Genomic DNA, 21,153 nt, shown 5'->3' on the forward strand with positions numbered 1-21,153 from the left:
CCGTGCTGACGATTCATGTCGCGGACGCGGTGTTCGGTGCCGGCCGCGGGCGCGGCGACGCCGTCGCCGTGGACGGCGGGCTGATCGTCGCTCTGGGGCGGTACGAGACGCTCGCCGCGGACCGCCCGCAGGCGCGGGTGCGCCGCTGGCCGGGGCTGCTCACCCCGGGGCTGGTGAACCCCGATGCCGCCGCCCTGCTGGAGGCCGCCTACCACCCGGACCCGCGTGAGGCGGACACGCTCGGCACGGAGCCGCTGACGGGCGACGCGCTCGCGGCCCTCGCACTGGACGACGCGCGCTGGGGCGCGAGCGCACGACGCGGGCTGCAGCGCATGCTGCGGCATGGCACGACGGCGGTCGTCGGCCCGTTCACCCGCCCGGCGGTGCGCACGGCGGTCGCGCGTTCGGGCCTGCGGGTGCGTGACCGACGCCCCGGCCGGGACGGCGGGAGCCCGTCGCTCGATCCGTTCGCCACGCGCCCGCTGGGCGCGGTGCTCGACGGCGAACTGGCGGCCGGAGCTCCGGCCGACTTCGCCGTGTTCGACGTGCCCGTCGACGAACTCCCCGGGCGGGCACTCCGCGAACACGGCGCCGGCACCTGCGTCGCCACCGTCCTCGCCGGTCGCCTGGTGTACCGGGCGCGCTGAGCGCCGGACGCCCATGCGCAGCCGTCCGGCGCGCCCTGCCCGAAGCCCGGCGGGGGTCGAACGGCACAATGGGGGCGTGACCCGAGCCTCCCTGGACAAGCAGCCGCACGAAGTCGCCTCGATGTTCGACGATGTCGCGGCGAACTACGACCTCACCAATGACGTGCTCTCGCTCGGCCAGGACCGGCGATGGCGCAATGAGGTCGCCAAGGCGGTGAACGCACGCCCGGCCGAGAAGATCCTCGACCTCGCCGCCGGCACCGGCACGTCCTCGCTGCCCTTCACCCGCACCGGCGCGTACGTCGTGCCGTGCGACTTCTCCCTCGGCATGCTGCGCGAGGGCAAGAAGCGGCACCCGTGGCTTCCGCTCACCGCCGGGGACGCGACGAAGCTGCCGTTCCAGGACAACGCCTTCGACGCCGTGACGATCTCCTTCGGGCTGCGCAACGTGCAGGACACGGAGGGGGCGCTGCGTGAGCTGTACCGGGTGACCAAGCCGGGCGGGCGTGTCGTGATCTGCGAGTTCTCGCACCCGACGTGGGCGCCGTTCCGGACCGTCTACGAGGAGTACCTGATGCGGGCGCTGCCGCCCGTGGCGCGTGCGGTCTCGTCGAACCCGGACGCGTACGTCTATCTCGCCGAGTCGATCCAGTCGTGGCCCGAGCAGCCGGAGCTCGCCGGGCTGCTGCAGAAGGCCGGCTGGTCGAAGGTGGCGTGGCGGAATCTGACCGGCGGGATCGTGGCGCTGCACCGCGGCACCAAGCCGCAGTAAGTACCCGAAGGCCCAGACACCATGGACTACCAGGCGATCCTGGAGCAGATCGCGCAGGACGTCGCACCGCTCGTCGGCAGCGGCACACCCGCCGAGTACATCCCGGCCCTGGCCTCCGTCGACCCGAGCCGGTTCGGCATGGCCCTCGCCGATCTCGACGGCAAGGTGTACGGGGTCGGGGACTGGGAACGGCCCTTTTCCACCCAGTCCGTCACCAAGGTCTTCGCCCTGGCCCTCGCCCTCTCGCAGGGCGGCGACAGCCTGTGGGAACACGTGGGCCGGGAACCCTCCGGCAACCCGTTCAACTCGCTGGTGCAGCTGGAGTACGAGAACGGCATCCCGCGCAATCCGTTCATCAACGCGGGCGCCCTCGTCGTCACCGACCGGCTGCAGACCCTGACCGGCGACGCGAGCAGCGAACTGCTGGAGTTCCTGCGGCAGGAGAGCGGGAACCCGGAGCTGGCCTTCGATCCGGAGGTCGCCGGATCGGAGTCCGCGCACGGCGACCGGAACGCCGCGCTGGCCCACTTCATGGCGTCGTACGGCAACATCGCCAATCCTGTCTCCGCGCTGCTCGACCACTACTTCTGGCAGTGCTCGATCGAGATGAGCTGCGCCGATCTGGCGCTCGCGGCCCGCTTCCTGGCCCGTCACGGGCTGCGCGCGGACGGCACCCGGCTGCTGACCCGCAGCGAGGCCAAGCAGATCAACGCGGTGATGCTCACCTGCGGTACGTACGACGCGGCGGGCGAGTTCGCGTACCGGGTCGGGCTGCCCGGCAAGAGCGGGGTGGGTGGCGGGATCGTCGCGGTCGTACCGGGGCGGTGCACGCTGTGCGTGTGGAGCCCGGGGCTGGACAAGCAGGGCAATTCGGTGGCGGGCGTGGCGGCGCTGGACCGGTTCACGACACTGACCGGCCTGTCGGTGTTCTAGGTCGTGTCTGACAAATAGCGCCGTCCGCCAGGCGGGATTTGTCAGACACGACCTAGGCCTGTCCCGGGCCTGTCCGGCGCCGTGGGTGTGCCTGTCCCCTGAACGAGGACTCTTCGGGGCCAGGGCCTGTCCGGCGGATCGGGCCGGATCCGCGAGCTCAGCAAGATCCACCGGACAGGCCCTGGAGAACGAGCCGGAAGCAGTAGGCCTTGCGATCCGAGTCCGGGATGCCGAACGTCTCCGTCCGCTCCATGCCCAGCCGCCGCGTGACGGCGATCGACCGCTCGTTGCGGGCGTCGACCATCGCGACCACCGACGGGACGCCCGCCGCCCGCACCCGTTCCAGGGTGATCCGTGCGGCGGCCGTCGCATAGCCCCGGCCCCAGTACGCCCGCCCCAGCCGCCAGCCGATCTCGATCTCGCCGACCGGACCGAAGGTCTTGTGCGGCCACGGCTGCGCGCCCGTGAAGCCGATCACCTCGCCCGCCTCGTCGAGCATCGTCCACAGACAGAAGCCGCGCTCCGCGTCATGGCGGCGCTGGCGGGCGGTGAGCTCCTCGTACACCGACAGCTCGGCGGACCTGCCCCCGTGGAACTCCATGACGTCCGGGTCGTCGAAGACGTGATGCCAGGCGAACGCGTCCTCCTCGGTGGGAACGCGGAGCTGTACGACGGGGAGAGAGGCTGCGGTCATCGCGGGGGAGCCCTTCGATTGTCGATCAGTACGCCCCCATAGACTGCACATGACCTGTGCCGCCTGGCACGCGAATTCGAGTCTTCGGGAGAACTGGCCGTGACCGAGACGACGCCCTCCGAGCACACCGCAGATGTGATCGTCGTCGGGGCAGGCCCGGCCGGCTCGACGACTGCGTACTACCTGGCCAAGGCCGGTCTCGACGTACTCCTTCTGGAGAAGACGGCGTTCCCGCGCGAGAAGGTCTGCGGCGACGGCCTCACCCCCCGCGCCACCAAGCAGCTCGTCTCGATGGGCATCGACATCTCCGAAGAGGCCGGCTGGCTGCGCAACAAGGGCCTGCGGATCATCGGCGGCGGCGTCCGGCTCCAGCTCGACTGGCCGGAGCTCGCCAGCTACCCGGACTACGGCCTCGTCCGCAAGCGGGACGACTTCGACGAGCAACTGGCCCGCCAGGCGCAGAAGGCGGGCGCGCGGCTGTACGAGCGCTGCAACGTCGGCGCGCCGGTCATCGACGACCGCACCGGCCGTATCACGGGGGTCCACGCCAAACTCGGCGAGGAGAAGCGCGAGGTCACCTTCTCCGCCCCGCTCGTCGTCGCCGCGGACGGCAACTCCTCCCGGATCTCCCTCGCGATGGGGCTGCACCGTCGTGAGGACCGCCCGATGGGCGTCGCGGTCCGTACGTACTTCACCAGCCCCCGGCACGACGACGACTACCTGGAGTCCTGGCTGGAGCTCTGGGACCGGCGCGGCGCCCAGGACCGGCTGCTGCCCGGCTACGGCTGGATCTTCGGCATGGGCGACGGCACGTCCAACGTCGGCCTCGGCGTGCTCAACACCTCGTCCGCCTTCAAGGAGCTCGACTGGCGCGAGGTGCTGAAGGCCTGGTGCGCCTCGATGCCGGAGGACTGGGGCTACACCCCGGACAACATGACGATGCCGATCCGCGGCGCCGCGCTCCCGATGGCCTTCAACCGGCAGCCGCACTACACGAAGGGCCTGCTGCTGGTCGGCGACGCGGGAGGCCTCGTCAACCCGTTCAACGGCGAGGGCATCGCGTACGCCATGGAGTCCGGCCAGATCGCCGCGGACGTCATCGTCCAGGCACACGCCCGGGCGACCCCGGCCCAGCGCGAACTGGCCCTCCACGGCTACCCGAAGGTCCTCAAGGACACCTACGGCGGCTACTACACGCTGGGCCGCGCCTTCGTGAAGCTCATCGGCAACCCGAAGGTCATGAAGATCGCGACGCAGCGCGGACTGACCCACCCGCTGCTGATGAAGTTCACGCTGAAGATGCTCGCCAACCTCACCGACCCGACGGGCGGCGACGCGATGGACCGCATCATCAACGGGCTCTCGAAGGTGGCGCCGAAGGCCTGAGCCTCGCCGGAGCCTCAAGGCCTGAACGACCTCCGGTAGTCGGTAGGGGACACACCCACCGACCGGGTGAAGTGGCGGCGCAGATTCGCCGCCGTACCCAGCCCGCTGTGTTCACCGATCTGCTCGACGGGCAGATCGGTGGACTCCAGCAGGGTCTGTGCCCGCGCCACGCGCTGCTGCAGCAGCCACTGCAGCGGTGTCGTCCCGGTGCTCTCCTGGAGTCGCCGGTAGAACGTGCGCGGGCTCATCCGCGCTCGGCGCGCGAGCTCCTCCACCGTGAGCGGGTCCTCCAGATGCTCGGCCGCCCACTGCAGTACGGGGCCGAGGCTGTCGTCGTCGCTCTGCGGCACCGGTGCGTCGATGAACTGGGCCTGCCCGCCGGTGCGATGGGCGTGCACGACGAGCCGGCGGGCCAGCTTGCCCGCGACGCCCGCACCCAGATCGCGGCGGACCAGATGCAGACACAGGTCCAGCGCCGCCGTGGCACCGGCGCTGGTCAGCACGTTTCCCTCGTCGGTGTAGAGCACCGAGTCGTCGACGACCACCTCGGGATGACGGGCGGCGAGCTCGGCCGTGTGCTGCCAGTGGGCGGTGGCCCGGCGGCCGTCGAGGAGCCCGGCGGCCGCGAGCGCGAACGCGCCGGTGCACAGCGAGACCATGCGGGCCCCGGATGCGGCGGCGGCGCGCAGGGCGTCAACGAGCTCGGCAGGCGCCTCCTCGCCGCCGTCGACGCACGCGTCGGGCACGGACGGCACGATGACGGTGTCCGCCCCGGCGAGCGCGTCGAGGCCGTACTCCGTGCGCACGGAGAGCCCGGGACCGGCGCTGTCCTGTGCGGGGCCGCACAGGCGCAGCTCGTACCAGGGGTCGGCAAGATCGGGGTGCGGGATGCCGAACACGGTGCAGGCGATGGAGAGTTCGTACATCTCCCAGAGCGAGATCCCGGACCGTTGATCCGGCACGACGGCGACGGCGACGATTCCTGGGCGCATGGTGCCGAGCGTACGGTCGGCGCCGAGTGTGCGGCAGGAATTTTGCGGAGATGGGCACTCCTGCCACTGTCGACGACTCGGACCCGCTGAGAGTGTGGATCTTGCACAAGGAACCACGCTTTAGAGGGAGTTATCGCCATGACCCGCACAAAAGTCACCGTCATCGGACTGGGGCAGATGGGTACGGCGCTCGCCGGGGCCTTTCTGGACTCGGGCCACCCGACGACCGTCTGGAACCGCACACCGGAGAAGGCGGACGCGCTCGTCGCCCGGGGAGCCGAGCGCGCGGCCACCGTCGCCGAAGCGGTCGAGGCGGGCGAGCTCGTCGCAGTCTGCGTCCTCGACTACACCGCCGTACGCGAACTCCTCGACCCAGTCGCCGGGCTGCTGTCCGGGCGCACCCTCGTCAATCTGACGTCCGGCTCGCCCGAACAGGCCCGCGAGGAGGCGGCATGGGCGGCCGGCAACGGCATCGGCTACCTCGACGGCGGCATCATGACGACACCGCCCGGTGTGGGGAATCAGGCGAACATGATCCTCTACAGCGGCTCCTCCGCTGCCCTCGCCGCTCACCGTGACACCCTCGCCGTGCTCGGTGACCCGGTCGACCTCGGTGAGGACGCCGGGCTCGCCTCGCTGTACGACACGGGGCTGCTCGGACTGATGTGGTCGGTGTTCGGCGGCTGGCTGCACGCGACGGCGCTCGTCGGCGCGGACGGGGTGTCCGCGCAGACCTTCACGCCGGTGGCGATCCGCTGGCTGACGACGGTCACGGGTTTCATGGACACCTACGCGGGTCAGATCGACGCGGGTCACTACCCGGGCGACGACGCCACGATCGACGTACAGCTCGCGACGGTCGAGCACCTCCTGCATGCGGGGGAAGCCCGGGGGGTCGACGGGCGGCTGCCCCGGCTGCACCGGGACCTGATGGCGCAGGCCGTCGCCGACGGCAACGGCGGCGACAGCTACGCCCGGGCGATCGAGCTGTTCCGCAAGGGCTGAACGCCGAGGTCGTGTACGCACTGTAAAGATGCTGTGGCCGTCCGTGCCCGTTCACTTCCGGCTCAACCCCCCTCCCGGCGCCCCTGCCGGCGTATCCATGCCACGGGCGTCGGTGGAGGGGGGCGCAGCCATGGGCCGTCGATGGAGGGCACCAACGAGGCGGCCCGGCGCGCCGTCAACGCCCTGCTCGACGCGGACGGCTCGACCGCCGGGCGGTGCGAGACCTGGGGGGCACTACCAGCCGCCGGAGATGGAGGCCCGCAAGCGCGTCGACGAGGCCAGGTGGCGGCTGGGACTGCCGAACACCTTCGATCTCGGGTGAGCGAAGGGCCGCCGCTCCCGGGTGGGAGCGACGGCCCTCGGCGAAGTGTCAGGGTGCGTCAGAGGACGCGGACCGCGCCGCTCGCCGGGTAGCCCGACAGGTCCTGGATCACGACGCCCTTGCTGGGGTTCGCGGCGTCGAGGTACTGGCCGTCGCCGATGTAGACGCCGACGTGGTACGCCGAGCCGGCGCCGCCCCAGTAGAGGATGTCGCCGACCTGGAGGTTGTCCAGGGAGACCTGGGTGCCGGCCACGGACTGGTCCTGGGAGACGCGGGGCAGGTCCACGCCCACCTGGCGGTACGCGGCCTGGACGAGGCTGGAGCAGTCCCAGGCGTTGGGGCCGCTGGCGCCCATGACGTAGGCGTCGCCGAGCTGTGCCTTGAGGAAGGAGATGACCGTCCCGACGGAGCCGGATGCGGAGGTGCTCCGCGAGGAGGCGGAGAGCGTGGTGCGCTCGGAGGAGCGGGAGGCGCGCTCCTTGGCCTCGGCGCGGGCGGCCTCTTCGGCCTTCCGCTCGGCCTCGGCCTTGCGGTCCGCCTCGGCCTTGGCCTTCTTCGCGGCCTTGGCGGCCTTCGCTGCGGCAGCGTTCTCCTGGGTCTGCAGTTCCAGATCCAGGGCGGCCTGCTGCGTCGCCTCGGCGGAGAGGGCCACCGCGCTCGCGAGCTGCGGGGTGTCGAGCGTGAGCGCGGGCATCTCGATGGTCTCGGTCACCGGCTCGGCGTTCGCCGGCACGGTGCTACCGGCCACCGCGATGGTGCTGAGGACGCCACCGGCAACTCCGGCCCGGAGCGCGAGCGTCGAGGCGCTACGAGTGCGGGGCTTCCGGTGGCTTCGTATGTGAGCGGTGTGGGACATGAGTACAACCGCTATCAGGGGCTCACGGTTCCCTTCAAGAAACGTGTGTTGCGCCACAGTTGCGCACGGAGGCGCCTAATCCGCTTTCCTGGGACCTTTATTGACGCCGTAACGGGCAAAACGGGCATGCGTGATCACGGCCGTGATCATGGGCTTTCAGAAAAAGGTCCGGATTGCCCGCCGCTTACCACCCCTTCGCACCGATGGCCAAGCCCCGGTTTTCGGGGACCGCCGCCGAGTGGTACAGGTCACAGAATGGTCACCGCCGACGACGCCCCGGAGCCTCGTGAACGGATGCACGCGTCCACCCCGGTCCGCCCTGCCCCTCGCCCGGGTGACGGCGCCCTCTATCACCCGGTCCAGCCCATCGCGAATTTGCTTGCACGGGGAGATCCCTGATAGGGGCGACCACCCCTGACCAGCGGTAATAGGGGAAGGCGTCACCTTTTGTAGTCGCTCGTGCGCTTCCCGTATGAAGATCACCGCTCATCCGACTTCATGATCCTTCGTCAGGTGGTGGAGATCACAAAGTCGTTGTCGTACCCCGTGTCGCAGATCACAGACCGGCAGGCATAGGATGCGGAGCAGTCGGGCTTGTGAACTGCCTCACATATGCGTGATCTTCGCGAGGCGGCGAGGCGGTGCCCGGTGCGGTCCAACGGTCAAGGACGACTGGAAGGAGCGAGGAGCGTGAATGCCTACGCACCCATCCTCGTGCTCGGCGCCCTAGGGGCAGGCTTTGCGATCTTCTCCGTGGTCATGGCCACGCTTATCGGCCCGAAGCGCTACAACCGGGCGAAGCTCGAGGCGTACGAATGCGGTATCGAGCCCACGCCCACCCCGGCCGGGGGCGGCCGCTTCCCGATCAAGTACTACCTGACGGCGATGCTCTTCATCGTCTTCGACATCGAGATCGTCTTCCTCTACCCCTGGGCCGTCACCTTCGACGCCCTGGGGATTTTCGGGCTCGTGGAGATGCTGCTCTTCGTGCTCACCGTCTTCGTCGCCTACGCGTATGTATGGCGGCGCGGCGGCCTGGAATGGGACTGAGGGGCTGAGGGGCACACCAATGGGACTCGAAGAGAAGCTGCCGAGCGGTTTTCTGCTGACCACCGTCGAACAGGCCGCGGGCTGGGTGCGCAAGGCGTCCGTCTTCCCCGCCACCTTCGGCCTGGCCTGCTGCGCCATCGAGATGATGACGACCGGCGCCGGCCGGTACGACCTGGCCCGCTTCGGCATGGAGGTCTTCCGCGGTTCGCCCCGGCAGGCCGATCTGATGATCGTGGCCGGGCGGGTGAGCCAGAAGATGGCCCCCGTCCTGCGCCAGGTCTATGACCAGATGCCCAACCCCAAGTGGGTGATTTCCATGGGGGTTTGCGCATCCTCGGGTGGAATGTTCAACAATTACGCGATTGTGCAGGGTGTTGACCACATTGTTCCCGTTGACATCTATTTGCCGGGCTGCCCCCCGCGGCCGGAGATGCTGATGGACGCGATCCTCAAGCTCCACCAGAAGATCCAGACCTCCAAGCTCGGTGTGAACGCGGAAGAAGCGGCCCGTGAGGCGGAGGAAGCGGCTCTCAAGGCGCTCCCCACCATCGAGATGAAGGGGCTGCTCCGGTGACTGACCAGCCGAACCCCGAGAAGGAGCTCAGCGGGCAGAACCTGCCGGGCCAGCGTGGTGAGCACGGCGAGGAGATCCGCCTCCAGCGCGGCATGTTCGGTGCGAACAACGGCGGCGACACCTCCGGATACGGCGGGCTCGTCCGTTCCGTGCGGCTGCCGGGCGCGGCCACGCGCCCGTACGGCGGCTGGTTCGACGAGGTCGCCGACGAGCTCGAGGGCGCCCTGGAGGAGCAGAACCTCCTCCCCGAGAACGCGATCGAGAAGACCGTCGTCGACCGGGGTGAGCTCACCTTCCACATCGCCCGCGAGCACCTCGTCCAGGTCGCCGGCACCCTCCGGGACGACCCGGCACTGCGCTTCGAGCTCTGTACGGGTGTGAGCGGCGTCCACTACCCCGGAGACAAGGGCCGCGAGCTGCACGCCGTCTACCACCTGCGCTCGATCACCCACGGCCGACTGATCCGCCTGGAGGCCAGCGCCCCGGACACGGACCCGCACGTCCCGTCCCTCGTCGAGGTCTATCCGACCAACGACTGGCACGAGCGCGAGACCTACGACTTCTTCGGCCTGATCTTCGACGGCCACCCCGCCCTCACCCGGATCATGATGCCGGACGACTGGCAGGGCTTCCCTCAGCGCAAGGACTACCCCCTCGGCGGCATCCCCGTCGAGTACAAGGGCGCCCAGATCCCGGCTCCGGACCAGCGGAGGTCGTACTCGTGACAACACCGTCTGCATCTGCACGTGAGACGACCGAGGGGACTGTATATACAGTCACCGGCGGCGACTGGGACGAGGTCGCCCGGACCGCGGCCAAGGCCGACGACGAGCGCATCGTCGTCAACATGGGTCCGCAGCACCCGTCCACCCATGGAGTGCTCCGTCTCATCCTGGAGATCGAGGGCGAGACGGTCACCGAGGCCCGCTGCGGCATCGGCTACCTGCACACCGGCATCGAGAAGAACCTCGAATACCGGAACTGGACGCAGGGCACGACCTTCGTCACGCGCATGGACTACCTCACGCCGTTCTTCAACGAGACGGCGTACTGCCTCGCGGTCGAGAAGCTGCTCGGCATCGAGGACCAGATCCCGGACCGGGCGACCATCATCCGCGTTCTGCTGATGGAGCTGAACCGGCTCTCCTCCCACCTCGTGTGCATCGCCACCGGCGGTATGGAGCTCGGCGCCACCACGATCATGATCTACGGATTCCGTGATCGTGAACTGATTCTCGACATCTACGAACTCATCACCGGCCTGCGGATGAACCACGCGTACATCCGCCCCGGCGGCCTCGCCCAGGACCTGCCCCCGGGCGCCGTGGACCAGATCCGCGAGTTCGTGAAGAAGATGAAGAAGAACCTTCCCGAGTACGACAAGCTCGCCACCGGGAACCCGATCTTCAAGGGCCGGATGCAGGACATCGGCTATCTGGACCTGGCCGGCTGCATGGCGCTCGGCGCGACAGGACCGATCCTGCGCGCCACCGGGCTGCCGCACGACCTGCGCAAGACCGACCCGTACTGCGGCTACGAGAACTACGAGTTCGACGTCCCGACCGCCGACACCTGTGACGCATACGGCCGCTTCCTCATCCGGCTGGAGGAGATGCGGCAGTCGCTGCGGATCGTCGAGCAGTGCCTGGACCGCCTGGCCCCCGGCCCGGTCATGGTCGAGGACAAGAAGATCGCCTGGCCCGCGCAGCTCGCGCTCGGCCCCGACGGCCTCGGCAACTCCCTCGACCACATCAAGAAGATCATGGGCACCTCCATGGAGGCCCTGATCCACCACTTCAAGCTGGTGACCGAGGGCTTCCGGGTCCCGGCAGGACAGGCGTACGCGGCCGTCGAATCGCCCAAGGGCGAACTCGGGGTCCATGTCGTCTCCGACGGCGGCACCCGCCCCTACCGGGTCCACTTCCGCGACCCGTCCTTCACCAATCTGCAGTCCATGGCGGCGATGTGCGAGGGCGGCCAGGTGGCCGACGTGATCGTCGCCGTCGCGTCCATCGACCCCGTGATGGGAGGCGTCGACCGGTGACAGACGTATCGCTCGGGATGCCACAGCTCCCCGCACCTGACTACCCGGCCGACGTGCGGGCCAGGCTCGAAGCCGACGCCAAGGAGATCATCGGCCGCTACCCGGACAGCCGGTCCGCGCTGCTGCCGCTGCTCCACCTCGTGCAGTCGGAGGAGGGCTACGTCACCCGCACCGGTATGCGGTTCTGCGCGGACCTGCTGGAGCTGACGACGGCGGAGGTCACCGCGGTCGCCACCTTCTACACCATGTACCGCCGCAAGCCGTCCGGCGACTACCAGGTCGGTGTCTGCACCAACACGCTGTGCGCGGTGATGGGCGGCGACGCCATCTTCGACGAGCTCAAGGAACACCTCGGCGTCGGCAACAGCGAGACAACCGAGGACGGCAAGATCACTCTTGAGCACATCGAGTGCAACGCGGCCTGCGACTTCGCGCCCGTGGTGATGGTCAACTGGGAGTTCTTCGACAACCAGACCCCCGAGTCGGCACGGCGGCTCGTCGACGACCTGCGGGCCGGGCGGACCGTCGAACCCACCCGCGGCGCCCCGCTGTGCAGCTTCAAGGAGACCTCCCGCATCCTGGCCGGCTTCCCCGACGCACGCCCCGGCGCCGTCGAGGCGACCGGCGGCGCGGGCCCGGCGTCCCTGATCGGCCTGCGGCTGGCCAAGGGCGAAACCCCTCAGCCGCGCGTGGTCCACCCGCGCGGCGCCGCGCCGCAGAGCGAGTCGCCGGGCGAGCACCTCAGCTCGCACGCCCGCCCGTCGCCCGACCACCACCCCTCAACGAGTCCCTCCGGGACGCAGAACGACGCGCAGCAGACATCGGCGTCCGACCCGGCGCACCCGGCCGGCCCGGTTTCCGAGGAGGGGGAGTGATGACCGTGTCGACCGAGTACGGGCCGGAGGCCGGGGGAGAAACCAGCCCCGAGAAAATGCTCGTGCCCGTCCTGTCCGCCTTCTGGGACCAGCCCGAGTCCTGGACGCTGGAGACCTACCGGAACCACGACGGCTACGAAGGCCTGCGCAAAGCCCTCGCGATGGCCCCGGACGAGCTCATCGCGTACGTCAAGGACTCCGGACTCCGCGGCCGCGGTGGCGCCGGCTTCCCCACCGGAATGAAGTGGCAGTTCATTCCGCAGGGTGACGGCAAGCCGCACTATCTCGTCGTCAACGCCGACGAGTCGGAGCCGGGAACCTGCAAGGACATCCCCCTTCTGTTCGCCAATCCGCACTCCCTCATCGAGGGCATCGTGATCGCCTGCTACGCGATCCGGTCCAACCACGCCTTCATCTATGTGCGCGGCGAGGTCGTGCCCGTACTGCGCCGGCTGCACGAGGCCGTCCGCGAGGCGTACGAGGCGGGCTTCCTCGGCAAGAACATCCTGGGAAGCGGACTCGACCTCGAGCTCACCGTGCACGCGGGCGCCGGCGCGTACATCTGCGGTGAGGAGACCGCACTCCTCGACTCCCTGGAAGGCCGCCGCGGCCAGCCCCGGCTGCGACCCCCCTTCCCCGCGGTCGCCGGTCTGTACGCATGCCCCACTGTGGTGAACAACGTCGAGTCCATCGCGTCCGTTCCCGCGATCCTCAACAGGGGCAAGGACTGGTTCAAGTCGATGGGCAGCGAGAAGTCCCCGGGCTTCACGCTCTACTCGCTGAGCGGCCATGTCGCGAGCCCCGGCCAGTACGAGGCCCCGCTCGGGATCACCCTGCGCCAGCTGCTCGACATGAGCGGCGGCATGCGCCCCGGCCACCGGCTGAAGTTCTGGACGCCGGGCGGCTCCTCCACCCCGATGTTCACCGACGAACACCTCGACGTCCCGCTGGACTACGAGGGCGTCGGCGCCGCCGGATCGATGCTCGGCACCAAGGCACTCCAGTGCTTCGACGAGACGACCTGTGTCGTACGGGCCGTCACCCGCTGGACCGAGTTCTACGCCCACGAGTCCTGCGGCAAATGCACGCCCTGCCGCGAGGGCACCTACTGGCTGGTCCAGTTGCTCCATGACATCGAGGCGGGCAAGGGCGTCATGGCGGACCTCGACAAGCTGGGCGACATCGCCGACAACATCAACGGCAAGTCGTTCTGCGCCCTCGGCGACGGCGCCGCCTCGCCGATCTTCTCCTCGCTCAAGTACTTCCGGGACGAGTACGAGCAGCACATCCGCGGGAAGGGCTGCCCCTTCGACCCGGCCGCGTCCACCGCGTGGGCGGACAAGCACGACGACAACACGGAGGTGAACGCATGACTGTGACCACCAGCGCTCCCTCCGGGGGCGGCGAGGCGGCCGTCCCGCCGGAGGACCTCGTCACGCTCACCATCGACGGCATCGAGATCAGCGTGCCGAAGGGCACCCTGGTCATCCGCGCCGCCGAGCTGCTCGGCATCGAGATCCCCCGGTTCTGCGACCACCCCCTCCTCGACCCGGCCGGCGCCTGCCGGCAGTGCATCGTCGAGGTCGAGGGCCAGCGCAAGCCGATGGCGTCCTGCACCATCACCTGCACCGACGGCATGGTCGTCAAGTCGCAGCTCACCTCGCCCGTCGCCGAGAAGGCACAGCAGGGCGTGATGGAGCTGCTGCTCATCAACCACCCCCTCGACTGCCCGGTCTGCGACAAGGGCGGCGAGTGCCCCCTGCAGAACCAGGCCGTCTCGCACGGCCAGGCCGAGTCCCGCTTCGAGGGCAGGAAGCGCACGTACGAGAAGCCGGTCAACATCTCCACACAGGTGCTGCTCGACCGTGAGCGGTGCGTGCTGTGCGCGCGCTGCACCCGCTTCTCCAACCAGATCGCCGGCGACCCGATGATCGAGCTGCTCGAGCGCGGTGCGCTGCAGCAGGTCGGCACGGGCGAGGGCGACCCCTTCGAGTCGTACTTCTCCGGGAACACCATCCAGATCTGCCCGGTCGGCGCGCTGACCTCGGCGGCGTACCGGTTCCGCTCCCGGCCCTTCGACCTCGTGTCGTCGCCCTCGGTGTGCGAGCACTGCGCGGGCGGCTGCGCCACCCGGACCGACCACCGGCGCGGCAAGGTCATGCGGCGGCTCGCCGCCGACGACCCCGAGGTCAACGAGGAGTGGATCTGCGACAAGGGGCGGTTCGGCTTCCGCTACGCCCAGCAGCGCGACCGGCTCACCACCCCGCTCGTACGCAACAAGGAGAGCGGTGAGCTGGAGCCGGCGAGCTGGCCGGAGGCGCTGGAGGCCGCGGCCGCCGGGCTCTCCGCGGCACGCGGCCGGGCGGCCGTGCTGACCGGCGGCAGGCTCACCGTCGAGGACGCGTACGCGTACGCCAAGTTCGCGCGGATCGCTCTGGACACCAACGACATCGACTTCCGGGCGCGGGTGCACTCCTCCGAGGAGGCCGACTTCCTTGCCGCCCGGGTCGCCGGTCACGGCCGGGACCTGGACCGCGCGGGCGTCACCTACACCTCCCTGGAGGCGGCGCCCGCGGTGCTGCTCGTGGGCTTCGAGTCCGAGGAGGAGGCCCCCGGCGTCTTCCTGCGGCTGCGCAAGGCCTCGCGCAAGCACCGTCAGCGGACCTTCGCACTCGCCACGCACGTCACCCGCGGCCTGACGAAGGCCGGAGGCGTCCTGCTGCCCGCCGCACCCGGCACCGAGGCCGAGTGGCTGAACGCGCTGGCGTCCGGCACCGGACTCGACGGGGACGGCGCGGCGGCCGCGGAAGCACTGCGCGGCGAAGGCGCAGTGATCGTCGTCGGCGAACGGCTGGCCGGAGTGCCGGGCGCCCTCACCGCGGCGGTACGGGCCGCCACCGCGACCGGCGCCGAGCTGGTGTGGATCCCGCGCCGGGCCGGGGAGCGCGGCGCCGTCGAGGCGGGTGCCATCCCCTCGCTGCTGCCCGGTGGCCGCCCCGCCACCGACCCGCGGGCCCGCGAGGAGACCGCGGCCGCCTGGGGCGTACGCGAACTGCCGCACCGCTACGGCCGCGACACCGGCCAGATCGTCGAGGCCGCGGCCAACGGCGAACTGGCCGCACTGGTCGTCGCCGGTGTCGAGGTGGCCGATCTGCCGCACCCCGCACGCGCGCGCGAGGCGTTCGACGCGGTCGGATTCCTCGTCTCGCTGGAGCTGCGGCCGACGGAGGTCACCTCGCGGGCCGATGTGGTCCTCCCCGTCGCGGCCGTCGCCGAGAAGCCCGGCACATTCCTCAACTGGGAAGGCAGGGCGCGGCTCTTCGAGGCGGCGCTGAAGCCCGACCAGATGACCCGCCCGCTGCCGCCGACGGACGCGCGGGTGCTGCACATGCTCGCCGATGCCCTCGACGTCCATCTGGCCCTGCCGGACCTCAGGTCCGTACGGCGGGAGATGGACGGGCTCGGGGCGTGGACCGGGGCGCGGGCGACCGAGCCCGTCGAGTCCCCGCGGCCGCTGCCCCGCCCCGGCGCGGGCGAGGCGGTCCTCGCGGGCCACCGGCTCCTGCTCGACCAGGGGCTCCTCCAGGAGGGCGACGAGGCGCTGGCCGGCACCCGGCACGTCGCGGTCGCCCGCCTCTCCGCCACCACGGCGGCCGAGACCGGCGTCAAGGACGGCGATGTACTCGCCGTCACCGGACCCGCCGGTTCCGTACAACTCCCGCTCCAGGTGACCGAGATGCCGGACCGGGTGGTCTGGCTCCCGCTCAACTCGACGGGCGGCGGCGTGCTCAGCGACACGGGTGTGGTGCCCGGCCGGCTCGTCCGCATCGGTCCGGCAGCCGTTGCCGGCCCGGGGGCCGCCGACAGCGACGACGTACCGGAGGTGCGCCCGTGAACCCGATCCTCCTCGCCGCCGAGGACCTCTCGCTGTTCGGGCGGGACCCCTGGTGGCTCGTCGTCATCAAGGCGGTCTTCTGCTTCGCCTTCCTGATGCTGACGGTGCTGTTCTCCATCGTGTGGGAGCGCAAGGTCGTCGCCTGGATGCAGCTGCGCATCGGCCCCAACCGGCACGGCCCCTGGGGTCTCCTCCAGTCCCTCGCGGACGGCGTCAAGCTGATGCTCAAGGAGGACCTGATCGTCAAACGCGCGGACAAGATCGTCTATGTCCTCGCACCGATCGTCGCCGCGATCCCCGCCTTCATGGCGATCGCCGTCATCCCCTTCGGCCCGGCCGGCAACGAGATCTCGATCTTCGGCCAGCGGACCACGATGCAGCTCACCGACCTGCCGATCGCGATGCTCTACATCCTCGCGGTCGCCTCGGTCGGCATCTACGGCATCGTGCTGGCGGGCTGGTCCTCCGGCTCGACGTACCCGCTGCTCGGCGGACTGCGCTCCTGCGCGCAGATGATCTCGTACGAGATCGCCATGGGCGCGGCCTTCGCCTCGGTCTTCCTCTACTCCGGATCGATGTCGACCTCGGCGATCGTCGAGGCGCAGGCGGACCGCTGGTACATCCTGCTGCTGCCGGTCTCGTTCCTGATCTACATCGTGACGATGGTCGGCGAGACGAATCGTGCCCCGTTCGACATGCCGGAGTCCGAGGGCGACCTGGTCGGCGGCTTCAACACGGAGTACTCGTCCATCAAGTTCGCCCTGTTCATGCTCGCCGAGTACGTCAACATGGTCACCGTCTCGGCGGTCTCGGTCACCCTCTTCCTCGGCGGCTGGCGCGCCCCGTATCCGGTCAGCACCTTCTGGGAGGGCGCGAACCACGGCTGGTGGCCGATGCTCTGGTTCGTCATCAAGGTCCAGCTGCTGCTGTTCTTCTTCATCTGGCTGCGCGGCACGCTGCCGCGCGTCCGCTACGACCAGCTGATGAAGCTCGGCTGGAAGGTCCTCATCCCGGTCTCGGTCGTCTGGCTGATGCTCGTCGCGACCGTCCGGGCGCTGCGCAACGAGGGCCAGGACTTCTCGCAGATCGTGCTGTACGTCGGCGGGGCGGTCATCGCCGTACTGCTGCTGTCGTTCGTCTTCGACCTCTTCCGCGGCAAGAAGGAAGCGGCCGGGGCGGAGAAGCAGCCGCCGGCCGCCGCGTTCGACCCGATGGCGGGCGGCTACCCCGTGCCGCCGCTGCCCGGACAGGAGCTGCCGCCGGTGCCGCGCAGGCGACCGCGCCGCGACCGCGAACTGATTGTCAGTGGTGGCGTGAATACTGACAGTGACGGTCCTCGTGACGGAAAGGAGGCTGACGGTGTCTGAGGAATCCGAGAGCTCGTTCCAGAACCCGGTCGCCGGCTTCGGCGTGACCTTCAAGGCCATGTTCAAGAAGCGGCTGACCGAGCAGTATCCGGAGCAGCAGAAGACGACGGCGCCGCGCTTCCACGGCCGGCACCAGCTCAACCGGCATCCGGACGGGCTGGAGAAGTGCGTGGGCTGCGAGTTGTGCGCCTGGGCCTGTCCCGCGGACGCCATCTACGTGGAGGGCGCGGACAACACCGACGAGGAGCGCTACTCGCCGGGCGAGCGGTACGGCCGCGTCTACCAGATCAACTACGCCCGCTGCATTCTGTGCGGGCTGTGCATCGAGGCCTGCCCCACTCGGGCGCTCACGATGACCAATGAGTTCGAACTGGCCGACAGCTCCCGCGAGAACCTGATCTACACGAAGGAGCAGCTCCTCGCGGGCCTCGAAGTCGGCATGGTCGACACCCCGCACGCGATCTACCCCGGTATGGACGAGCAGGACTACTACCGGGGCCGGGTCATCGAGGCCGCGCCGGGTACGGAGCGCCAGGTCGCCGTCTCCAAGGGCGAACCGGATCCATCGGCAGGCGCTCCGGGTGCGGCACAGGCCGAGGAGGTCGACGCATGAGCGCGCTGGCCGCGGCGGCTTCCACCGGTGAAGCCGTCCAGTTCTGGGTGCTCGGCCCCGTCGCCGTCATCGGCGCGCTGTGCACCATCCTGATGAAGAAGGCCGTGCACAGCGCGCTGTGCCTCGCCGCGACCATGATCATCCTGGCGGTCTTCTACCTCGCCAACGGGGCGTACTTCCTGGGCATCGTCCAGATCGTCGTCTACACCGGCGCGATCATGATGCTGTTCCTCTTCGTCGTCATGCTCGTCGGTGTGACGGCCGCGGACTCCCTCAAGGAGACGCTGAAGGGCCAGCGCTGGTGGGCAGCCGCCTGCGGGCTCGGCTTCGGCATCCTGCTCATCACCGGAATCGGGCACGCCGCGCTGGGCTCGGCGTCCTTCATCGGACTCGGCCAGGCCAACGCGGGGGGCAACGTCGAAGGCCTGGCGGCGCTGATCTTCACCAAGTACGTCTTCGCCTTCGAGCTCACCGGCGCGCTGCTCATCTCGGCGGTCGTCGGCGCGATGGTGCTCACCCACCGCGAGCGCACCGAGCGCGCCAAGACCCAGCGCGAGCAGGCCGAGCAGCGTGTCCGCGAGGGCAAGCACCTGCCGCCGCTGCCCGCGCCCGGTGTCTACGCCCGGCACAACGCGGTGGACATCGCCGGCCTCCTCCCGGACGGCACCGCGTCCCAGCTCAGCGTCAACAAGACGCTGCGTGACCGCGGCCAGATCCGCGATGTGTCCCGCGAGGCGCTGAACGATCTGAAGGCGCTCGAACAGCGCTCCGAGGAGCGGCTCGGCCGGGACCGGGACGAGCACGACAGGGACGGACAGCGGGACGGACAGGAGGTCACGCGGTGAATCCGGTCAACTACCTCTATCTCGCCGCTCTGTTGTTCACCATCGGCGCGGCCGGTGTGCTGATCAGGCGCAACGCCATCGTGGTGTTCATGTGCATCGAGCTGATGCTCAACGCCTGCAATCTCACGCTCGTCGCCTTCTCCCGGATGCACGGCAACCTCGACGGCCAGATCATCGCCTTCTTCACGATGGTCGTCGCCGCCGCGGAGGTCGTGGTCGGGCTCGCGATCATCGTGTCGCTGTTCCGTTCCCGCCACTCGGCCTCGGTCGACGACGCCAGCCTGATGAAGCTGTAAGGGGCGCTAGAACGACATGAACGCAGAGAACCTGATTGCGCTGCTGGTGGCGGCGCCCCTGCTCGGAGCGGTCCTGCTGCTGTGCGGCGGGCGTCGGCTCGACCGTGTCGGCCACTGGCTGGGCACAGTGCTCGCCGCCGTCTCCTTCGTCATCGGTGTCGTGCTCTTCGCCAACATGCTCGGCAGGCCCGGCGACGACCGGACCCTGACCCAGCATCTGTACAGCTGGATCCCGGTCGAGGGCTTCCAGGCCGATGTCGCCTTCCAGCTCGACCAGCTGTCGATGACCTTCGTCCTGCTGATCACCGGCGTCGGCTCGCTCATCCATCTGTACTCGGTGGGGTACATGGAGCACGACGAGCGCCGCCGCCGCTTCTTCGGCTATCTCAACCTCTTCCTCGCGGCGATGCTCCTGCTGGTCCTCGCCGACAACTATCTGCTGCTGTACGTCGGGTGGGAGGGCGTCGGCCTCGCTTCGTACCTGCTCATCGGCTTCTGGCAGCACAAGCCCAGCGCGGCGACGGCGGCCAAGAAGGCCTTCCTGGTCAACAGGGTCGGCGACATGGGCCTGTCGATCGCCATCATGCTGATGTTCACCACCTTCGGGACCTTCGCCTTCGGCCCGGTGCTGGCGTCGACGGGCGCTGTGACATCAGGCGCTGCCGCACCGGTCTCCGAGGGTGTGCTGACCGCCCTCGGGCTGCTCCTGCTGCTCGCCGCGTGCGGAAAGTCCGCCCAGGTGCCGCTGCAGTCCTGGCTCGGGGACGCGATGGAGGGCCCGACCCCGGTCTCGGCCCTCATCCACGCGGCGACGATGGTGACCGCCGGCGTCTATCTGATCACCCGCTCCGGGGCGATCTTCAACGCCGCACCGGAGGCGCAGCTCGCGGTCGTCACGGTCGGCGCGGTCACGCTCCTCTTCGGTGCGATCGTCGGTTGCGCGAAGGACGACATCAAGAAGGCGCTGGCCGGTTCGACGATGTCGCAGATCGGCTACATGATCCTGGCCGCGGGGCTCGGGCCGATCGGATACGCCTTCGCGATCATGCACCTGGTGACGCACGGCTTCTTCAAGGCCGGGCTCTTCCTCGGCGCCGGATCGGTCATGCACGGCATGAACGACGAGGTCGACATGAGGAAGTACGGCGCCTTGCGGAAGTACATGCCGATCACCTTCGTCACCTTCGGCCTCGGCTATCTCGCCATCATCGGCTTCCCCGGTCTGTCCGGCTTCTTCTCCAAGGACAAGATCATCGAGGCGGCCTTCGCCAAGGGTGGCACGGAGGGCTGGATCCTCGGCGGCGCGGCCCTGCTGGGCGCGGCGATCACCGCGTTCTACATGACGCGCGTGATGATCATGACGTTCTTCGGCGAGAAGCGCTGGCAGCCCGCCCCCGACCCGGACACGGCGCCGAGCGTCGAGCCCGGTCTCGAGGTGCACCCGGGTGACATGCCGCATCCGCACGAGTCGCCGAAGTCCATGACCATCCCGATGATCGTGCTCGCCTTCGGTTCGGTCTTCGCCGGTTTCCTGTTCTCGTGGAACGACGCGTTCGTGAACTGGCTGAAGCCGGTCACCAGCTTCGAGCACGGCCACCCGCCGATCAGCGCGGGCGCCATCACCGGCGCGACCGTCGCGGTGATGGTCCTCGGCGTCGCGCTCGCCTACCTCCAGTACGGGCGCCGTCCCGTGCCGGTCGTCGCACCGCGCGGCTCGCTGCTCACCCGGGCCGCCCGCCGCGACCTCCTCCAGGACGACTTCAACCACATCGTTCTGGTCCGCGGCGGCGAGCACCTCACCCGCTCCCTCGTGTACGTGGACCACACCCTGGTCGACGGGGTCGTCAACGGCACGGCGGCCTCGGTCGGCGGTCTCTCGGGCCGGCTCCGCAAGCTGCAGAACGGCTATGCCCGCACCTACGCGGTCTCGATGTTCGGAGGTACGGCGTTGCTGATCGCTGCGACCCTGCTGATGAGGGCGGTGTAA

The 21,153-nt window shown here is 69.5% G+C and carries 20 protein-coding genes; 17 read left to right on the forward strand and 3 right to left on the reverse strand.

The annotated features are described in order from the left end of the window. The first annotated feature begins 2 nt into the window (after nt 1–2). The 3 genes from ACZ6ZQ_RS16850 (at nt 3) to ACZ6ZQ_RS16860 (ending at nt 2,352) form a co-directional block, all read left to right on the forward strand. Nucleotides 3–647: a hypothetical protein gene (locus tag ACZ6ZQ_RS16850; protein WP_469769292.1), complete on the forward strand. Its 645-nt coding sequence runs from the start codon at nt 3–5 to the stop codon at nt 645–647. Nucleotides 648–723: 76 nt separating this feature from the next. Continuing rightward, nucleotides 724–1,419 (forward strand): demethylmenaquinone methyltransferase, encoded by a 696-nt coding sequence (locus ACZ6ZQ_RS16855; protein WP_469769293.1) that lies wholly within the window; start codon nt 724–726, stop codon nt 1,417–1,419. Nucleotides 1,420–1,440: 21 nt separating this feature from the next. After that, a complete protein-coding gene (locus ACZ6ZQ_RS16860) occupies nt 1,441–2,352 on the forward strand; it encodes a glutaminase (RefSeq protein ID WP_469769294.1) in 912 nt (303 codons plus the stop codon). A 157-nt stretch (nt 2,353–2,509) separates the two neighbouring features. Here the strand turns inward: ACZ6ZQ_RS16860 and ACZ6ZQ_RS16865 are convergent, their stop codons facing one another. Further along, nucleotides 2,510–3,046, reverse strand: a complete 537-nt coding sequence (locus ACZ6ZQ_RS16865) for a GNAT family N-acetyltransferase (protein WP_469769295.1) — start codon at nt 3,044–3,046, stop codon at nt 2,510–2,512. Nucleotides 3,047–3,145: 99 nt separating this feature from the next. Between ACZ6ZQ_RS16865 and ACZ6ZQ_RS16870 the strand changes: the two genes are divergently transcribed. Further along, nucleotides 3,146–4,432, forward strand: coding sequence for a geranylgeranyl reductase family protein (locus ACZ6ZQ_RS16870; protein ID WP_469769296.1), 1,287 nt, complete (start codon nt 3,146–3,148; stop codon nt 4,430–4,432). Nucleotides 4,433–4,446: 14 nt separating this feature from the next. Here the strand turns inward: ACZ6ZQ_RS16870 and ACZ6ZQ_RS16875 are convergent, their stop codons facing one another. After that, on the reverse strand, nt 4,447–5,424 hold the full coding sequence (locus ACZ6ZQ_RS16875; protein ID WP_469769297.1) for a helix-turn-helix domain-containing protein: 978 nt from the start codon (nt 5,422–5,424) through the stop codon (nt 4,447–4,449). A gap of 138 nt (nt 5,425–5,562) precedes the next feature. Between ACZ6ZQ_RS16875 and ACZ6ZQ_RS16880 the strand changes: the two genes are divergently transcribed. Further along, a complete protein-coding gene (locus ACZ6ZQ_RS16880; protein ID WP_469769298.1) occupies nt 5,563–6,429 on the forward strand; it encodes an NAD(P)-dependent oxidoreductase in 867 nt (288 codons plus the stop codon). A 380-nt stretch (nt 6,430–6,809) separates the two neighbouring features. Here the strand turns inward: ACZ6ZQ_RS16880 and ACZ6ZQ_RS16885 are convergent, their stop codons facing one another. Then, nucleotides 6,810–7,607, reverse strand: coding sequence for a C40 family peptidase (locus ACZ6ZQ_RS16885; protein WP_469769299.1), 798 nt, complete (start codon nt 7,605–7,607; stop codon nt 6,810–6,812). Between the two features lie 690 nt (nt 7,608–8,297). On the opposite strand from ACZ6ZQ_RS16885, the gene ACZ6ZQ_RS16890 reads away from it, so the two are divergent. Genes ACZ6ZQ_RS16890 through nuoL form a run of 12 tightly spaced genes read left to right on the forward strand, consistent with a single transcriptional unit; the run spans nt 8,298 to nt 21,153 of the window. After that, on the forward strand, nt 8,298–8,657 hold the full coding sequence (locus ACZ6ZQ_RS16890) for an NADH-quinone oxidoreductase subunit A (RefSeq protein WP_003992243.1): 360 nt from the start codon (nt 8,298–8,300) through the stop codon (nt 8,655–8,657). A 19-nt stretch (nt 8,658–8,676) separates the two neighbouring features. Next, complete coding sequence (locus tag ACZ6ZQ_RS16895; protein ID WP_003998928.1) at nt 8,677–9,231, forward strand: NuoB/complex I 20 kDa subunit family protein; 555 nt, start codon at nt 8,677–8,679, stop codon at nt 9,229–9,231. Further along, on the forward strand, nt 9,228–9,956 hold the full coding sequence (locus tag ACZ6ZQ_RS16900; RefSeq protein ID WP_469769300.1) for an NADH-quinone oxidoreductase subunit C: 729 nt from the start codon (nt 9,228–9,230) through the stop codon (nt 9,954–9,956). Before ACZ6ZQ_RS16895 ends, ACZ6ZQ_RS16900 begins: the two co-directional genes overlap by 4 nt. Then, nucleotides 9,953–11,275 carry an NADH-quinone oxidoreductase subunit D gene (locus ACZ6ZQ_RS16905; RefSeq protein ID WP_469769301.1) on the forward strand — a complete coding sequence of 441 codons (1,323 nt, stop codon included), beginning with the start codon at nt 9,953–9,955 and terminating at the stop codon, nt 11,273–11,275. Before ACZ6ZQ_RS16900 ends, ACZ6ZQ_RS16905 begins: the two co-directional genes overlap by 4 nt. 17 nt (nt 11,276–11,292) lie before the next feature. Further along, nucleotides 11,293–12,150 (forward strand): NADH-quinone oxidoreductase subunit NuoE, encoded by an 858-nt coding sequence (gene nuoE, locus ACZ6ZQ_RS16910; protein ID WP_469769419.1) that lies wholly within the window; start codon nt 11,293–11,295, stop codon nt 12,148–12,150. Next, nucleotides 12,150–13,523, forward strand: a complete 1,374-nt coding sequence (nuoF, locus tag ACZ6ZQ_RS16915; RefSeq protein ID WP_469769302.1) for an NADH-quinone oxidoreductase subunit NuoF — start codon at nt 12,150–12,152, stop codon at nt 13,521–13,523. The genes nuoE and nuoF overlap by 1 nt, the downstream gene beginning before the upstream one ends. After that, nucleotides 13,520–16,045, forward strand: a complete 2,526-nt coding sequence (locus ACZ6ZQ_RS16920; RefSeq protein ID WP_469769303.1) for an NADH-quinone oxidoreductase subunit G — start codon at nt 13,520–13,522, stop codon at nt 16,043–16,045. The genes nuoF and ACZ6ZQ_RS16920 overlap by 4 nt, the downstream gene beginning before the upstream one ends. After that, a complete protein-coding gene (gene nuoH, locus ACZ6ZQ_RS16925; protein ID WP_469769304.1) occupies nt 16,042–17,412 on the forward strand; it encodes an NADH-quinone oxidoreductase subunit NuoH in 1,371 nt (456 codons plus the stop codon). Before ACZ6ZQ_RS16920 ends, nuoH begins: the two co-directional genes overlap by 4 nt. Further along, nucleotides 17,405–18,025, forward strand: coding sequence for an NADH-quinone oxidoreductase subunit NuoI (gene nuoI, locus ACZ6ZQ_RS16930; RefSeq protein WP_469769305.1), 621 nt, complete (start codon nt 17,405–17,407; stop codon nt 18,023–18,025). Before nuoH ends, nuoI begins: the two co-directional genes overlap by 8 nt. After that, on the forward strand, nt 18,022–18,870 hold the full coding sequence (locus ACZ6ZQ_RS16935; RefSeq protein WP_469769306.1) for an NADH-quinone oxidoreductase subunit J: 849 nt from the start codon (nt 18,022–18,024) through the stop codon (nt 18,868–18,870). Before nuoI ends, ACZ6ZQ_RS16935 begins: the two co-directional genes overlap by 4 nt. Beyond that, a complete protein-coding gene (gene nuoK, locus ACZ6ZQ_RS16940) occupies nt 18,867–19,166 on the forward strand; it encodes an NADH-quinone oxidoreductase subunit NuoK (protein WP_392034867.1) in 300 nt (99 codons plus the stop codon). Before ACZ6ZQ_RS16935 ends, nuoK begins: the two co-directional genes overlap by 4 nt. 16 nt (nt 19,167–19,182) lie before the next feature. Next, complete coding sequence (gene nuoL / locus ACZ6ZQ_RS16945) at nt 19,183–21,153, forward strand: NADH-quinone oxidoreductase subunit L (RefSeq protein ID WP_469769307.1); 1,971 nt, start codon at nt 19,183–19,185, stop codon at nt 21,151–21,153.

Source organism: Streptomyces sp. NPDC053673 (assembly GCF_055585225.1).

What these genes read in the sequence shown, in the direction of transcription:
- ACZ6ZQ_RS16885 (WP_469769299.1), bottom strand. Translation starts at nt 7,607, where the DNA reads ATGTCCCACACCGCTCACATACGAAGCCACCGGAAGCCCCGCACTCGT.
- nuoL (WP_469769307.1), top strand. Translation starts at nt 19,183, where the DNA reads ATGAACGCAGAGAACCTGATTGCGCTGCTGGTGGCGGCGCCCCTGCTC.
- ACZ6ZQ_RS16860 (WP_469769294.1), top strand. Translation starts at nt 1,441, where the DNA reads ATGGACTACCAGGCGATCCTGGAGCAGATCGCGCAGGACGTCGCACCG.
- ACZ6ZQ_RS16920 (WP_469769303.1), top strand. Translation starts at nt 13,520, where the DNA reads ATGACTGTGACCACCAGCGCTCCCTCCGGGGGCGGCGAGGCGGCCGTC.
- nuoE (WP_469769419.1), top strand. Translation starts at nt 11,293, where the DNA reads ATGCCACAGCTCCCCGCACCTGACTACCCGGCCGACGTGCGGGCCAGG.
- ACZ6ZQ_RS16935 (WP_469769306.1), top strand. Translation starts at nt 18,022, where the DNA reads ATGAGCGCGCTGGCCGCGGCGGCTTCCACCGGTGAAGCCGTCCAGTTC.
- ACZ6ZQ_RS16865 (WP_469769295.1), bottom strand. Translation starts at nt 3,046, where the DNA reads ATGACCGCAGCCTCTCTCCCCGTCGTACAGCTCCGCGTTCCCACCGAG.
- ACZ6ZQ_RS16880 (WP_469769298.1), top strand. Translation starts at nt 5,563, where the DNA reads ATGACCCGCACAAAAGTCACCGTCATCGGACTGGGGCAGATGGGTACG.
- ACZ6ZQ_RS16895 (WP_003998928.1), top strand. Translation starts at nt 8,677, where the DNA reads ATGGGACTCGAAGAGAAGCTGCCGAGCGGTTTTCTGCTGACCACCGTC.
- nuoF (WP_469769302.1), top strand. Translation starts at nt 12,150, where the DNA reads ATGACCGTGTCGACCGAGTACGGGCCGGAGGCCGGGGGAGAAACCAGC.
- ACZ6ZQ_RS16875 (WP_469769297.1), bottom strand. Translation starts at nt 5,424, where the DNA reads ATGCGCCCAGGAATCGTCGCCGTCGCCGTCGTGCCGGATCAACGGTCC.